General features: G+C 68.4%; 11 protein-coding genes and 3 tRNA genes. 3 read left to right on the top strand and 11 right to left on the bottom strand.

The window, feature by feature from the left end; genetic code table 11:
• Nucleotides 1–52 precede the first annotated feature (52 nt).
• Nucleotides 53–700, bottom strand: a complete 648-nt coding sequence (locus tag TA90_RS00565) for a response regulator transcription factor (protein WP_043534086.1) — start codon at nt 698–700, stop codon at nt 53–55.
• Nucleotides 697–1,962: a sensor histidine kinase gene (locus TA90_RS12965; RefSeq protein WP_052450317.1), complete on the bottom strand. Its 1,266-nt coding sequence runs from the start codon at nt 1,960–1,962 to the stop codon at nt 697–699. The genes TA90_RS00565 and TA90_RS12965 overlap by 4 nt, the downstream gene beginning before the upstream one ends.
• Nucleotides 1,963–2,711: 749 nt before the next feature.
• Here TA90_RS12965 and TA90_RS00555 point away from each other — a divergent pair.
• Nucleotides 2,712–3,422, top strand: a complete 711-nt coding sequence (locus tag TA90_RS00555; protein WP_043534085.1) for a hypothetical protein — start codon at nt 2,712–2,714, stop codon at nt 3,420–3,422.
• A 237-nt stretch (nt 3,423–3,659) separates the two neighbouring features.
• Here TA90_RS00555 and TA90_RS00550 read toward each other — a convergent pair.
• From TA90_RS00550 to gltX, 4 genes are all read right to left on the bottom strand, one after another.
• Nucleotides 3,660–3,735: transfer RNA gene (locus TA90_RS00550), tRNA-Glu, on the bottom strand.
• Between the two features lie 52 nt (nt 3,736–3,787).
• Nucleotides 3,788–3,863: transfer RNA gene (locus TA90_RS00545), tRNA-Glu, on the bottom strand.
• Nucleotides 3,864–3,902: 39 nt separating this feature from the next.
• Nucleotides 3,903–3,974 (bottom strand) — tRNA-Gln (locus tag TA90_RS00540).
• Between the two features lie 337 nt (nt 3,975–4,311).
• Complete coding sequence (gltX, locus tag TA90_RS00535) at nt 4,312–5,883, bottom strand: glutamate--tRNA ligase (RefSeq protein ID WP_043534084.1); 1,572 nt, start codon at nt 5,881–5,883, stop codon at nt 4,312–4,314.
• 108 nt (nt 5,884–5,991) lie between these two features.
• On the opposite strand from gltX, the gene rpiB reads away from it, so the two are divergent.
• Nucleotides 5,992–6,444 carry a ribose 5-phosphate isomerase B gene (rpiB, locus tag TA90_RS00530; RefSeq protein ID WP_043534083.1) on the top strand — a complete coding sequence of 151 codons (453 nt, stop codon included), beginning with the start codon at nt 5,992–5,994 and terminating at the stop codon, nt 6,442–6,444.
• Nucleotides 6,445–6,531: 87 nt separating this feature from the next.
• Nucleotides 6,532–7,347, top strand: a complete 816-nt coding sequence (locus TA90_RS00525) for a DeoR/GlpR family DNA-binding transcription regulator (RefSeq protein ID WP_043534087.1) — start codon at nt 6,532–6,534, stop codon at nt 7,345–7,347.
• A 181-nt stretch (nt 7,348–7,528) separates the two neighbouring features.
• On the opposite strand, the gene tkt is transcribed toward TA90_RS00525, so the two are convergent.
• From tkt to TA90_RS00500, 5 genes are all read right to left on the bottom strand, one after another.
• Nucleotides 7,529–9,598, bottom strand: coding sequence for a transketolase (gene tkt, locus TA90_RS00520; protein ID WP_043534082.1), 2,070 nt, complete (start codon nt 9,596–9,598; stop codon nt 7,529–7,531).
• A gap of 147 nt (nt 9,599–9,745) precedes the next feature.
• Nucleotides 9,746–11,104, bottom strand: a complete 1,359-nt coding sequence (locus tag TA90_RS00515; RefSeq protein WP_043534081.1) for a sn-glycerol-1-phosphate dehydrogenase — start codon at nt 11,102–11,104, stop codon at nt 9,746–9,748.
• Between the two features lie 14 nt (nt 11,105–11,118).
• Nucleotides 11,119–12,678, bottom strand: a complete 1,560-nt coding sequence (locus tag TA90_RS00510) for an FGGY-family carbohydrate kinase (RefSeq protein ID WP_043534080.1) — start codon at nt 12,676–12,678, stop codon at nt 11,119–11,121.
• A 30-nt stretch (nt 12,679–12,708) separates the two neighbouring features.
• The gene (locus TA90_RS00505; protein WP_043534079.1) at nt 12,709–13,566 is read right to left on the bottom strand and encodes an HAD-IIA family hydrolase; all 858 of its coding nucleotides are present in this window, start codon (nt 13,564–13,566) and stop codon (nt 12,709–12,711) included.
• A gap of 48 nt (nt 13,567–13,614) precedes the next feature.
• Entirely contained in the window at nt 13,615–14,694 is a 1,080-nt protein-coding gene (locus TA90_RS00500) for a DUF7973 family transport facilitator (protein ID WP_043534078.1), read from the bottom strand.
• Between the last annotated feature and the right edge of the window lie 97 nt (nt 14,695–14,791).

The raw sequence follows: 14,791 nt of genomic DNA, 5'->3' as shown, positions 1-14,791 counted from the left end.
GGCGTCGGCCGGACCCGGCGCGACCGCGCCTCGCCGCCGCGACCGCCGCGCGCTACGGTTCCTCGGAGTCCCGGACGAGGTCGAGCCAACGCAGCGCGGCCAACACCCTCTGGTTGTCGGCGGGCGCGGTCTCGATCCCGAGCTTGGCGAAGATGGACCGCAGGTGTGCGTCCACGGTGCGACGCGAGATCCACAGGTGCCCGGCTATACCGGCGTTGCTGCGTCCGGATGCGAGCAGACGCATGACGTCGGCCTCCCGCTCGGTGAGTCCACCCCTTCCGCCGGCCCGTCCCAGGCACTCCTCGACGATCAGGGGGTCGATCGCGGTGCCGCCGGCGGCGAACACCTCGACCCGGTCGAGGAAGCTCCTCGTGTCGAGCACCCGGTCCTTGAGGAGGTACCCGAACGCCGAGGCCCGTCGCTCGACGAACGCAGCGACGATCGCCGCATCGATGTGCTGCGTGAGCATGATGACGGGGAGCTGGGGGAAGCGGGACCGGAGGAAGACGACCGCCCGGGCCCCGTCATCGGTGAAGTCGGGCGGCATCCGGATGTCAGCGATGAGGAGGTCCGGTCGGTGGGCATTGACCTGCTCGATGAGCGAGCGGGCATCACCCACCTGCGCGACGATGCTGTGCCCGGCCCCCTCCAGGAGCCGGACCAGTCCGTCGCGCAGCAGGACCTGGTCCTCGGCGATCACGATCCGGACAGCAGCACCGCCTCGACCACGGTCCCGCCGCGCTCAGCGTCGTGCACCGTGAAGACCCCACCTGCGGCCGCGACACGTTCCGAGAGATGCCTCAAGCCGGAACCGGCACGCGGATCAGCACCTCCCGGCCCGTCGTCGCGCACCGTGATGGACACACCGGCATCCAGCGGCACACCCACGCGCACGACCACACGACTGTCCCGCGCATGCTTGAGTGCATTCGTCACCGCCTCCCCGATCACGAAGTAGGCGGTCTCCTCCACCCCCGCCGGCAGCCGCTCCTCGGGCACCTCCAGGTCGACGCGGGTCCTGATCGGCGCGAGCAGTGTTCGCAGCGCGGGACCGAGACCGTCGGTGGTGAGCTGCACGGGCAGTCGCCCACCCCCCAGCCGTCGGACCTCCTCAACGACCGAGCGCAGGGAGTTGACGGTCTCCTCGATCAGCAACCTGGCCGAGGGATCCCGGAGCCCGCTGCCCGAGAGCTGGAGGTTGAGCGCCAGGCCGATCAATCGCCCCTGCAGACCATCGTGGAGGTTCCGGCTGAGCCGCTGCCGCTCGGCGGCCGCGGCTTTCCCGACCCGCTCCTGTTCGTACTCGAGCTGCGCCTCGAAGAGGGCGGGGCGCAACACCGCTGAGAGGTCCCCGAGCGCAGTGAGTCGGCGGGTCCGGGCCGGTTCGGCGAGGGCAAGGACGCACGGGGTCCCATCAGGACGGTGCATGAGCGGCGTCTCGACACGGTCACCCGTCCCCACTGGGCCATCACCGACCCATGTCGCCGACGCGACGAGGTAGCGCAGCTCGAGTCCGCGGTCCCCGGAGAGGCGCCTCAGGACGTGCCGCGCCCCTTCGCGGTGCTGCCCCTCCTTGAGGTCGCCGAGGGCTGCGAGCTCCTGGCGCAACTCCGAGCCGGGATCGACGAACCGCGTCATGACCGAGTGCGCGAGCATCCAGAGGAGCCCCACGACCACGGTGACGCCCGCCCCGAGGGCGACGGCGAGAGTGGGCGGTGTGTCGGTGAGCTCGACGAGGAACACGGTCAGGCAACCGACCGCGAGGGCGAGGGAACCCAGCAGGGCATCGAGCATGATGACGAGCACGCGGGTGCGCGACAGGGCCGTCGAGTGCGCGACTGCGCCCACGGCGAGCACACCGCACAGCACGGCCCCACCGGAGAGCCCCAGCATGAGCAGGGAGACCGACCAGCCCTCGCCGAGCCCGAAGCCCTCGGCCAGGCACCCAGGGCGAGACACCACCCGATGCCGACCACCGGCACCATCGCGGCCAGGGCGGCGAGCACCGAGCGGCGCCGACGCTCGCCACCGGTGCCGCGAACGGACCACCAGGTGGCGATCGGCGCGACCACCACGGAACCGAACCACAGCACCGTTCCGGCGGTGCCGAGAGTCCCGCTGGCCGGAACAGGGGCCGTGGACACTGCGGTGCAGGCGATCGATGCGGCCGCTGTCGCGAGGACCGCCGTCTCCCACCGACGGTGGCGGCGCCCGATGGCGGCCGTGACGGCCAACACCGGGATGAGCTGCAGCAGCACCAGTGGTGGCACGTGTCCGACGGTTCCTGCCATCGCAGCGACAGGATCGAGGGGTCGCGATGCCGCCAGTCCCAGCAGGCTCGGATAGGCCAGGACGAAGACGCCGAGCAGGGTGGTCGCGCCGGCGACGCCCCCGAGGGGCGAAGCACGAGTCGCGACCACGAGCAGCACGACGCCGGCGCAGGCCATGGCCACGCGGATGGGAGCCGCGACGTGGAGCTCGCCCTGCGCCGACGGCAGCGTGAGCGTGACGGCGAGCGCCAGGAGTCCGGCAAGGCTGACCGACAGGCAGCCGAGCCACCGGACCCGCGGTGTCGGGCTCATGCCCTCATTCTCGGGCTCAGACGTCGACAGGGGAATAGGCAGTTCCACCGATGCGGGTGGGACGGTTCCGCCCCTAGGGTTTCCGCACAGCAGGTCCTGACGGCCCGCGCAGGCCCGACGAAGGGAACGATGATGACCACTCCCACCTCGACCACGACCACTGTCCGGGCTCCGTGGCTCATCCCCGGAGCACTCGTCGCGGCTGCGGGTGGAGCGCTGGTGCTCGCCCTCTGCAATCTCCTCGTCGGCATCACCCCCGGGCGGACCGCGGTCGCCTCGACAGCTGACCAGGTGCGCCTCGTGGGTGCCCATCCGGTGCTCACCGAGTGGATCATCGCCACCGGTGTCCTCGCCGCCGTGCTCCTGGTGCCCGGCATCTGGGCGGTGGCAGCCCGCCTGGCGCCCCGGTCCCGGTGGCTGTCCACCATCGGTGGGTGGGCGATGGCCAGTGGCTACGTGTGTTCCCTCGCACTGACAACGGACACGATGTACTCACTCGCGGTCGCTCAGGGAGGCCTGGGTCCTGAAGCCTACGGGGCAGCCGTCGATGGCTCGTCATCGATCTGGTCCGTCGTCGTCTTCGGCGTGTTCGGGATCGGTGGCCTCGCGGGTGCCGTGATCCTCGGGATCGCGATCCTCCGGCAGGGCGGCGCGGTGCCCGCGTGGCTCGGGTGGTTGCTCATCGCCGCCGAGCCGGTGCGCATCGCGGGTCTCGCAAGTGGTCTCGTCCAGGTCGGTCCACCGCTCGCCTCCGTGCTCATCGCCGTGGCGTTCGCCGGCGTCATCATCGCGACGCGACGGCCGAGGGTCCCAAGAGCGCTCGGGACGGCCCCCGCCTGAGCCGGGTGTCCCCTCACGCAGTCAGGTCGATGGGTGGGTGCCCTCGCACCAAGGCGCTCCGGGCCGCGGCAGGGCGGGAGGGCCCTCCCCGCCCGAGCAGCCGGGTGGTAGGTCTGTCGTGCCCGGAGCCCGCCCAGCGCTCTCGTCCGCGACAGGTGGCAGGTGACAGGTGGCAGGTGACAGGTGGCAGCCGGCAGGAACAGGAGAACCCCCGGGGTTGCCGGGGGTTCTCTCCATTGGTACCCCCAACCGGATTTGAACCGGTGTTAACGCCGTGAGAGGGCGTCGTCCTGGGCCGCTAGACGATGGGGGCCTCTGACCTGCCGGAGCAGGTGTTTGTCTCCTCGAACTGAGGATTCTCGGAGTGGTACCCCCAACCGGATTTGAACCGGTGTTAACGCCGTGAGAGGGCGTCGTCCTGGGCCGCTAGACGATGGGGGCCTTGTTGATCACCACGGTCGTCCATCCGACCGCTGACCGCTGGGGTACCAGGACTCGAACCTAGACTAAATGAACCAGAATCACTCGTGCTGCCAATTACACCATACCCCATGGTGGTATCCCCTCAGACGCTTGCGCGCCCTCGGCGACGAAAGAAAACAGTACCCGAACAGGCCCTCGTGTACCAAATCCGCGTCGTGTGGGCATCCCCACTGAGCCCCCCTGAGATCCGTGAGGTCCGCTCTGTTTCGAGGTCGAGGTCCGTCCCGTTCCCGGGTCGAAGTCCGTCCCCGGTGCGCGTCCGATTCACGAGGGCGCCGCCGCCGTCCGACGAGGGCGGACCTCGACCCCACAACGGAGCGGACCTCATGGTACGAACGGGACGGACCTCGAGCCCCGAAGTGAGCGGACCTCGGCCCTGGAACAGAGCGGACTTCGGCAGGGGGTGTCAGGCCAGGCGGTCGCGCAGGGCCTGCAGGCGTGCCAGGGAGGACGTCCTGCCCAGGATCTCCATGGACTCGAACAGGGGCGGGGACACCTGACGCCCGGTGACGGCCACGCGCAGGGGCCCGAATGCCAGTCGCGGCTTGATGCCCATGCCCTCCACGATGGCCTCCCGCAGCCCCTCCTCCAGGGCAGCAGCTGTGAATCCTGCGTCCGGGCCGGTCGAGGAGCCGCCCTCGTCGGCGCTGCCCGCGACGCCGCCACCGACGCCCCCGCCGACGTGCTCGACCACCGGGATCGCGGCGTCGAGGACCTCGATCGCATTCGCCTTGAGCTTGCGCACCGCGGTGTCGTCGAGCTCCAGGTCCGCGTCGGGGACGAAGAGGAAGCCGAGCATGCCGGGGGCCTCCCCCAGCAGCTGGATGCGCGTCTGGATGAGGGGGGCGGCGGCGGTGAGGACGTCCTGCTCGTGGGCGTCGAGGCCGTCGAAGGAGTCTGCGGAGACCATGCCCTCGCGGTGCAGGAACGGCACGATGCGCCCGCGGAAGTCCTCGGGCTCGAGCAGGCGGATGTGCTCGGCGTTGATGGCCGTGCACTTCTTGAGGTCGAAGCGCGCGGGGTTCGGGTTGACGTCGGCGATGTCGAAGGCCTCGACCATCTCCTGCATGGAGAACACGTCGTTGTCCGGGCTGATCGACCAACCCAGCAGCGCCAGGTAGTTGGTCAGGCCCTCGGGGATCATGCCGTGGTCGCGGTGCAGGAGCAGGTTGGACTCCGGGTCGCGCTTGGAGAGCTTCTTGTTCCCCTCCCCCATCACGTAGGGCAGGTGGCCGAAGCGGGGCATGAACTTCGCGATGCCGAGGTCCTCCAGCGCCCGGTAGAGGACGACCTGGCGCGGCGTGGAGGAGAGCAGGTCCTCCCCGCGCAGCACGTGGGTGATCTCCATGAGCGCGTCGTCGACGGGGTTGACCAGCGTGTAGAGCGGGTCACCGTTGGCGCGCACAATCACGTAGTCGGGCACGGAGCCCACCCCGAAGGTGATGTCGCCGCGGATGAGGTCCGTGAAGGTGATGTCCTCGTCGGGCATGCGCATGCGCAGGACCGGGCGGCGCCCCTCAGCGCGGTAGGCCTCCACCTGCTCGGGCGTGAGGTCGCGGTCGAAGCCGTCGTAGCCGAGCTTCGGGTCCTCGCCGCGGGCGCGGTGGCGGGCCTCGACCTCCTCGGGCGTGGAGTAGGCCTCGTAGGCGTAGCCACCCTCCAGGAGCTTCGCCGCGACGTCACGGTAGATGTCCATGCGCTCGGACTGGCGGTAGGGGGCGTGGGGGCCGCCCTTGCCGATGCCCTCGTCCCAGTCCAGGCCGAGCCAGTCCAGGGAGTCGAGGATCTGGTCGAAGGACTCCTGGGAGTCACGCGCGGCGTCGGTGTCCTCGATGCGGAAGACGAAGGTGCCGCCCGTGTGCCGGGCGTAGGCCCAGTTGAACAGGCAGGTGCGGACCATCCCGACGTGGGGGGTCCCCGTCGGCGAGGGGCAGAATCGGACGCGGATGTCGGAGCCGGTGGCAGTGGTGACAGTCATGGTGGGCAAATCCTATCGCGGGGGCGGGCGGCTCCGAACGAGGCGATCTGCGCCGGACGCCCCCGCGGTGCGAGAGAATGGGCACGAGAACATCGAGAGGAAGTCGCCGTGAAGATCGTCATGGGTAGTGACCACGCAGGGTTCGACCTGAAGAACCACCTCGCCGAGCACCTGCGCAGCCAGGGACACGAGGTCATCGATGTGGGGGCCCACAGCACCGAGAGCGTGGACTACCCGACCTACGGTGCGAAGGCCGCGCGCACCGTCGCCAGCGGGGAGGCCGATCGTGCCATTCTCGTGTGCGGTACGGGCCAGGGCATCGGGATGGCCGCCAACAAGGTCCCGGGCGTCCGCTGTGCCATCGTCTCCGACCCCTACTCCGCCAAGCTCTCCAGGGAGCACAATGACGCCAATGCCCTCGCCATCGGTGCCCGGGTCGTCGGCGCCGGGGTCGCGGAGGACATCATTGACATCTGGACCACCACCGAGTTCCTGGGAGGACGCCATGGTCGTCGGGTGTCGATGCTGGCAGAGCTGGACTCCATCGAACCCGGCGAATGAACCCCTCACCACCGACAGTGCCCTGCCGCGCACCCATTGACGGGGCGAGGGGGGATGATCGAGGACCAGACCGGGAGGCACCAGACCATGTCCACCGATGATCAGCGGCCGGCAGCACCGGCCACCCCGACCGACGGCCCCAAGGAACGCCAGATCGCGATCGCGGAGGCAGTCATCAGGAACGGCACGATCGGGATCGACCAGCTCGCCAAGCTCACCGGCGTGTCGACGATGACCATCTACCGTGACCTCGGCATCCTGGAGGAGCGCGGGGTACTCCAACGTCACCGCGGCAAGGTGGTCGCGGTTGCCAGCGGCCTTCACGAGGCCGCAGCGGAGTTCCGACTGGAGCAGTCCTCGGTCGAGAAGCAGGCCGTCGCCCACCAGGCTGCCGGAATGATCGCCCAGGGAAGCTCCGTCATGCTCGACGACTCGACATCGGGCATCTGGCTCCTCCGTGCGCTGCCGGACCTCTCCTCCATCACCGTGGTGACGAACTCCCTGCTGGTGGCCAACGACGTCGCCAATGCCCAGCCGGCGAAGCTGGTGCTCGCCGGAGGTGAGTACCAGGCCTGGGCGCGCGCCTTCCTGGGCCCCCAGGCCGTCGACTACATCCGTTCGATGCACGCGGACTTCTGCTTCCTGTCCGCCTCGGGGATATCAGGACTCTCCTGCTTCCATCCCTACCGGGAGAACGTCGAGGTCAAGCGGGCGATGCTCGACTCCGCGGAGGTCCGCGTGCTGCTGCTGGACCACACGAAGTTCCGCAGGCGCGCCCTGTACAGCTTCGCGCAGCTCGACGAGTTCGACCACGTCTTCCTCGATGCGGGTACTCCGGACGCCCTCGTCACGGAGCTCCGGGCGGCCGGGGTCAAGATCACCATCGCTCCGCCGCTCCCCTGAGTGGGTCCCCGAGGTCCCGGTGGTGGTGGCGTCGCGCCCCGGCACCGACGTCCGTGGGCGGGTCGGGGTCCCGCGGTCGGTCGGGTTGGGCAGGGAGGGTCCTGCGGGCGGACGAGGGCGGGCCCTCGCACCTGCTGTCCGCGATTGCGCGAGGGCCCGCCCACCCGTCCCAGCTCCCGGGTCACACCTCCAGTGCTGCGTGTGCCTCTGCGGCGACGTGCTGGGGCGTGAACCCGTACTCCGTGAGCAGCAGGTTGCCCGCTGCCGAGGCACCGAAGTGCTCGATGCTCACCGACCGGCCCTGCGGGCCCACGTACCGGCTCCACCCCAGGGCGATGCCGGCCTCCACACTCACGCGCGCGGTCACCTCACTGGGCAACACCAACTCCCGGTACTCGGGATCCTGCTCGTCGAACCACTCCTGGCAGGGCATCGACACGACACGCGTCGCGACGCCCTCGTCCTCCAGGAGATCCTGGGCACCCAGCGCGACCTCCACTTCGGACCCGGTCGCGATGAGAATGACCTGCGGCCGACCGGAGTGTGCCTCACGCAGGACGTAGGCGCCCCGCACAACCCCCTCGGCCGGGGCGAAGACCCCGTCCGAGCGGTCCACGGTACGCACGTCCTGACGGGTGAGGATCAGTCCTGCGGGCCGGTCATGGTGCTCAAGCACCGTGCGCCACGCGACTGCTGTCTCGTTGGCGTCGGCGGGGCGCACGATGTCCAGACCCGGGATCGCACGGTAGCTCGCCAGGTGCTCGATGGGCTGGTGGGTGGGACCGTCCTCGCCGACACCGACCGAGTCGTGCGTCCACACGAAGACCGACCCGATGCGCATCAGGGCGGCGAGGCGGACCGCCGGACGCATGTAGTCGGAGAATACGAAGAAGGTCCCGCCGTAGGCGCGGGTGAGACCACTCAGGGTCATCCCGTTGACCGCACCACCCATGGCGTGCTCACGCACTCCGAAGTGCAGCGTGCGACCGTAGGGGCCCCCCGGCCACTCCGCGGTGACACGGTCGACGGGGAGGAAACTGTCCGCACCCGCCATGGTCGTGTTGTTCGACCCCGCCAGGTCGGCCGATCCTCCCCACAGCTCCGGCAACTGGTCGGCCAGAGCGCTGAGGACGAGGCCCGAGGCCTTCCGGGTGCTCGTCTTCCCGGCCTCGAAGGCGGGGAGAACCAGGTCCTCGGGAAGCTCATGTGCGAGGAGGCGATCCAGGAGGCTTGCACGCTCCGCGTTGTCCCGCCGCCAGACTGCGAAACGCTCGTCCCAGGCCCGGCGTGCGGACGCGCCCCGCTGTGCCAGGGCCTCCCGCGTGTTCCCGGCGATGGAGCGGTCGAAGGAGAAGGGCTCAGGGGGAAGACCCAGCAGTTCCTTCATCTCCGCGATCTCCGCCTCCCCGATTGCGGCGCCGTGGACGGACTCACTGCCCTGCTTGTTGGGCAGGGGCCAGCCGATGATCGTCGACAGCCGGATGAGGCTGGGACGATCGGTGACGGCCTTGGCCCGCTCGATGGCACGGTGGAGACCCTCCACGTCCTCCTCGTACCGAGTGCCCCCATTCGTCCAGTCGACGTGCTGGACGTCCCAGCCGTATGCGCGGTAGCGGGCCTCGACATCCTCGGTGAAGGCGATCTTGGTGTCGCCCTCGATCGTGATCCTGTTGTCGTCGTAGATCACGACGAGGTTGCCGAGCTCCTGCGCGCCGGCGAGGGAGGCGGCCTCGGCCTGCACGCCCTCCTGCATGCAGCCGTCACCGGCCACCACGTAGACGAAGTGGTCGAACACGCTCTGCCCCAGCGCCGCGTCGGGGTCGAGCAGACCGTGCTCACGGCGGGCCGCCATGGCCATGCCCACAGCCATGCTCATGCCCGCACCGAGCGGGCCCGTGGTCGACTCCACGAAGGCGGTGTGCCCGTACTCCGGGTGCCCCGGCGTCTTCGAGCCCGCGGTGCGCAGTGACTCGATGTCCTCCAGTTCGAGGCCCAGCCCACCCAGGTAGAGCTGGGCGTACTGCAGCATCGACGCGTGCCCGGCGGAGAGGATGAAGCGGTCGCGGCCGAGCCAAGTGGGGTCCTCCGGATCGACCGCCATGACCTTCTGGTAGAGCAGGTACGCCACCGGTGCCAGGGAGATGGGGGTGCCCGGATGCCCATTGCCGGTCTTCTGCACGGCGTCCGCCGCAAGGATGCGCGCGACATCCACCGCCCGAGCGTCCTCGGTGGTCCAGCTCAGCTGATTCATGTGTCTCTGTCCTCCATGCCCTCGGCCTCGTGCCTCCGGCTCAGTCTTTCGGGTGTGTCTGGTGTGGACGCGGGCGGGAGACGACCTGCCCGGCACGTTCTCGACAGGTGATCGGGCGGGGGTCTCTCCCCCGCCCGATCACCCGGATCACTCTGTCCAGGGGCGCTGTCCCCAGAAGCCGTCGGGCTCGAAGAGCTTGTCCGTCTCGGCCTCGAGAACGCCGGTCTCGTAGAGGAAGTCCACGAGCGTGTAGCGACTGCGGATCATGCGGCACCGGAGGTAGGTCTCGCGGAACCTCTCCCGGCTGAGACCGATCTGCTCGGGGTGGTAAATCGCTCCCACGGTCCTGAGGATCGACTCGACCTGCTCCGCCGGGATGACCTGATCCCGGCACCGCTCCCGGATCGAGGGCCACCTCTGCGCGATCAGCTCCAAGCGTTCCCGCAGCTGGTCAGGGGTCAGGTACTTCTCCATCGTCTGGCTGACAGCGGCTTCGACCATGTCCCCGGAGAAGCTCGCACGGACCTTCGCCTGCATCTCCTCCGCAGTGGGCCAGCGGTCCACCACTGAGTCGATGTCGAGGGCGGAGAAGTCGATCTCGAGGATCCTCTCCCACAGAGCGAGCACGGCGATCGTGCCGAGCCCGACCTTGAGTCCGTGTGTCAGCGGCGGGTCCTGCTCCATCCCGAGGTGTTCCATCTCCCAGATGTGGGAGAACTGGTGCCCCGCGCCCGAGGCGGGCCGGGAGCTGATGCGGTACTTCTGCATGGAGAGGCCCGACATGACGAGGCCTTCGACCAGACCCTCGAAGGCAGCGGGCTTGCCGTCCGCCAGTCCCTGGGGATCGGAGATGGCCAGCGGCAGGGGCCCCTGGACCAGGTCCCAGACCTCCTGGTCAATGGGTTCGATCCCCAGTTCGTCTGCGATGATCCAGTCCGCCCCGGCGGGAACCTTCTCGATGATGTCGCCCAGACCGCTGGCGGTGCAGCGCCTCGGTGCGGCGGCCATGGTCGGCAGGTCCGCGATGAGGCCCTCCGGTGCACGGCAGCTCATCGTGTGCTTGAAGCCGTTCTCCGTCAGGGATGCGCCGAAGGCCGCGTACCCGTCCATCGATGCTGCTGTGCACACGTTCATGTAGCGTCGACCGAGCTCGTCACTGGCCCGCTTGGTCAGGTCGTTGAGCGATCCCGATCCGATCGAGCACGCGATGGCGTCCACACCCTTCAGGTGGTCGCGCAGGACCTCGGCGTTGTCGTAGCTCGCGTAGAGCGTCGGATGTCCGGGGAACACGTAGGGCTCGACGAGGGGGACGCCGGCATCCCGCAGGGAGGCGGTGACGGCTTCGCCGGCCACCTCCCAGGTGTTGCCGTCGGCCACGACGATCGCCGCCGCGTCCCCGAAGAGATCCTTGAAGACGGGCCCCGTGCGTTCCAGGACCCCGTGGCCCATGACGACGACCTTGGTGTCGTCAGCATCGGCCAGAGCCTTCTGGATGAGATCTGACATGTCGTGCTCTCCAATCATCTCTGGTTCTCGTGGTCGACAACCTCGTGGATCATCGGCTGCATCGTGGGGTACATCTCGGCGTACTTGTCCAGGTAGAAGGCATACTCCTCGTGGAGCGCGGCATCCGGCTCGAGGACCTCGATCTCGTGGACCATGTTCTTCGACGCCTCCTGGAGATCCGGGTAGATCCCGGCACCGACGGCCGCAATCATGCAGGTGCCGAGGACCACAGCATCCCCGACCTCGGTCAGGGTGACGGGGACACCGGAGACGTCGGCGTGCATCTGGATCCAGTCGCGGCTCTTGGTGGCTCCGCCGCAGGCGACCATCCGCCGCACGTCCATTCCCGCATCCTGCATCGTGCGCAGGTTCAGGGCCGTGCCGTAGCAGACCGACTCCATGATCGCGCGGTACATGTGGGCAGGGGTGTGCATGAGCGACAGACCCGAGATGACCCCCCGGGCCTTGGAGTCGGCGTAGGGGGTGCGGTTGCCCTGGAAGTACTCGTTGATGATCAGCCCCTCGCAACCGGGACGGATCTCACGGGCACGCTCGTCGAGCACCTTGTACGGGTTCAGCCCGATCTTCTCCGCCGCGTGGACCAGGTCTGCGGCGAAGTTGTCCTTGAACCACTTCAGGACGGAGCCCGTGGACGTCTGGCCGCCCTCGACCGTGTACTGTCCCGGTACCACGCCGTCCGTGTAGGCCCCGAAGAAACCCCGGCCATGGATCGCGGTGGCGGACTGACCGCTGAGCACGTGGGAGGAGCCGGTGATGAGCGCCATGGAGCCGGGCTCGAGCACTCCCAGGCCGATCTGCCCGGCCCAGGCGTCGGCCGGCCCCTGCGCCACGGGGATCCCCGGGCGCAGGCCGAGCAGCTGTGCGGGAATGGTGGCCAGGGGTCCCACAGGAGTCCCCAGGTCGACCACCTTCTCCGGGATCTTCGAGAACACGTCCCCACAACCGATGGTCTCGTAGTAGTCGACCGGCCACCCGCCCTTGTCGCGGTTGTAGTACATGCGCAGTGCTGCGGAGTTGATGTTGGTGGTCCACTCCCCCGTCAGCTTGTAGGTCACCCAGTCGGGGGCGTCGACGAGGTGGACCGCGCGCTCGTAGTTCTCGGGTTCGTGCTCCTTGAGCCAGGCAGCCTTGAACGGGTACCACTCGGCGATCGCGGGAGCGGTGCCGGCGCCGTTGTAGAGGCGGGCGACGGAGTCGGAGGACTCCGCACGGGCTGCCTGTTCTGTGGCACGGACATCCATCCACATGAGGGCCGGTCGCAGGGCCTCGCCCTTCGAGTCCAGTGCGACCATTGACAGCGTCGTCGCGTCGTAGGAGATTCCGGCGATCGCCGACGGCGAGATGCCCGCGTTCTGGATCGCCTTGTGGGTGGACGCCTGCAGGGCGTTCCACCAGTCGTCGGGGCTCTGCTCCGCCCATCCGGGATGCGGGTGAGTGGTCGGGTAGGGGGTCGCCGCAAACGTCAGGGGGCGACCGTGGATGTCACAGATTGCCACACGGCACGATTCCGTGCCGTAGTCGATGCCGAGCAGGTAAGGTCCGCTGTCAATCATGGTGTTCTCTTCCTTGAGAGTCGTGTTCGTTCAGTCGTTGTCCGTGGTCCAGCCGAGTTCGTCCCAGATGGCTGCGGGAATCAGGCGGTCGACACGGTCCAGCACCCAGGTGGGTCGCTGGTCCGGGCCCAGGGAGGCGACGTCCCGGGAGGTCGCCTCCCCGGTGAGCACGCACGCAGAGCCCATGCCCGTGTCAAGGGCCATCTGGATGTCGGTCTGGAGTCGATCGCCCACCATCACGCACTGCCCGACCTCGACGTCGAGACCTGAGAGGGCCTCGGCGAGCATGATCGGGGACGGCTTGCCGAGGTTCACCCGGCACTTCTCATTCGTGCAGGCCTCGATCGCAGCTGTGATCGCGGCACAGTCCGGCTCCCCGTGTCCGCCCGGGAATGGGCAGAAACGATCGGGGTTCGTCTGGATGAGGAACGCCCGCTTGTGGAACCAGATCGCGTCGAAGGCGATCTGGAGTTTCCGGTAGTCGAAGGAGCGGTCATAGGAGGCGATGACGATGTCGATCTGTGCGGGGTCGTCCGTCAGCTCGAAGCCTGCCTCCACCAGTGCGCGTCTGAGGGGCTCCTCCGCGATGGGGAACAGCTTCGCGTCGGGATGATTCTCCGTCAGCCAACGTGTCGTCGTGACCACGGTGTTGCAGATGTTCGAGATGTCGGTCGGCAGGCCCAGGCGGGTCAGCTTCTCGACGTACTGGTCCGGGCTCTTCGTCGGGTTGTTCGACAGGAACCGGACCGGAATCCCACGACGTCGGAGTTCCTCGATGGTGCGCCGTGCGCCGGGCAGCAGGTGGTCCCCGAGGTAGATGGTTCCGTCCAGGTCGAAGACGTAGGCCTGTCCGAAGTCCGTGGGGAACTGCAGCGTGTCATCGGTCATGTGGGGATGTCCTCCGGTTCGGGATGTCGTGGATGTGTCGGGTGGAACTCAGGAGAGCAGTGCCGCCAGGGAGACGACCACCGTGTTGGCCAACCAGATGGAAGCCGCAGGCGGGTCGATGTGGCTCGTGCCGCGGTTGTACCAAAGACGTGCGCACAGCTCCCCGAGTCCCGCAGTGAAGACGCCGAAGACGGCCGCGAGCAGGAGTGCCAGGAAACCCATCAGCCACGCATGCGAGTCCCAGGCGCTTGTCGCGGTCCAGGTGAAGTCGGCGAAGGTGCTGCCCATGAGGATCGGGAAGAACTGCACTGCTGCGAGACCGGCGATGTTGGTGACGTGGTGCTGCACGGGCATGTTCCTGTTGGTGATGAGGAACAACACCACGATTGCCGAGATCCCGAATCCGAAGCTGTTGGCGTTGGCAGCCGCGAGGTTGTTGGCGAACCCGAGCTCGGACAGGTGGGCACCGACGTTGGCGGCGAGGAACAGCGAGGCGCCGCCGGCGAGGATGCCGAAGAATGCGCCGATGGCGAGCAGCTGGCTGGGCTTCTCCTGCCACTCGAGCCAGCGGCCGTTGGGACCGGGCTTGATCTTGGCGGGGAAGGTCTTCGCCTCGGGGCTGAAGAGCTCAGGTGTGTGCAGGGAGCCACGGAAGAGCCCCCGGCCAGGCACACCACCGAAGACGACGCGCGCGAGGAGACCGGAGACGAGGACGGACAGGGCCACGGAGTCCGTGTGTGTGCCGAACCAGGCAATGTGGCTGACACCGATCTGGCACACGTAGCCGAAAGCACCGAAGAGTGCGCCCACCACGAGGATGGCAGGCTTGCCCAGACCCGCGAGTGGGGAGTTGACGTCCTTTCCGTCTTCCATGTGACCGCGGTAGCGGGCGTAGATCGCCGCCGCCACGCCACCCGCGAATGCGACGTGGGGACCCATGAAGGGACCGAAGGCCAGGTAGTCGAACCCGAACGTGTTTCCCGTGGCGGCGAACACGCCCCAGGAGGTCAGCACGGCGAAGCCGGTCAGGACGAACGCGTAGTTGGCACCGATCGCGGCGCCCACGGCTCCACCGGCAAGCGCCGCGAGGAGACCGAAGAGGAATACCCCCAGGGATGCTGTGAACATCTTTGTTCCCTTGTGATCATGCGACTGGCAAGGCCACAGAAATGGATCCTTCCTCGGATCCGGCCATGGATGCATCTCCTCCCGCGACTGGCCGCGG

The organism is Actinomyces polynesiensis (assembly GCF_000820725.1).
Lineage (GTDB): Bacteria > Actinomycetota > Actinomycetes > Actinomycetales > Actinomycetaceae > Pauljensenia > Pauljensenia polynesiensis.
The sequence above is the reverse complement of the archived record's forward strand: the minus strand, read 5'-3'. Positions and strand labels throughout refer to the sequence as shown.

What these genes read in the sequence shown, in the direction of transcription:
- TA90_RS00555 (WP_043534085.1), top strand. Translation starts at nt 2,712, where the DNA reads ATGATGACCACTCCCACCTCGACCACGACCACTGTCCGGGCTCCGTGG.
- tkt (WP_043534082.1), bottom strand. Translation starts at nt 9,598, where the DNA reads ATGAATCAGCTGAGCTGGACCACCGAGGACGCTCGGGCGGTGGATGTC.
- TA90_RS00525 (WP_043534087.1), top strand. Translation starts at nt 6,532, where the DNA reads ATGTCCACCGATGATCAGCGGCCGGCAGCACCGGCCACCCCGACCGAC.
- TA90_RS00515 (WP_043534081.1), bottom strand. Translation starts at nt 11,104, where the DNA reads ATGTCAGATCTCATCCAGAAGGCTCTGGCCGATGCTGACGACACCAAG.
- TA90_RS00510 (WP_043534080.1), bottom strand. Translation starts at nt 12,678, where the DNA reads ATGATTGACAGCGGACCTTACCTGCTCGGCATCGACTACGGCACGGAA.
- TA90_RS00505 (WP_043534079.1), bottom strand. Translation starts at nt 13,566, where the DNA reads ATGACCGATGACACGCTGCAGTTCCCCACGGACTTCGGACAGGCCTAC.
- gltX (WP_043534084.1), bottom strand. Translation starts at nt 5,883, where the DNA reads ATGACTGTCACCACTGCCACCGGCTCCGACATCCGCGTCCGATTCTGC.
- TA90_RS00500 (WP_043534078.1), bottom strand. Translation starts at nt 14,694, where the DNA reads ATGTTCACAGCATCCCTGGGGGTATTCCTCTTCGGTCTCCTCGCGGCG.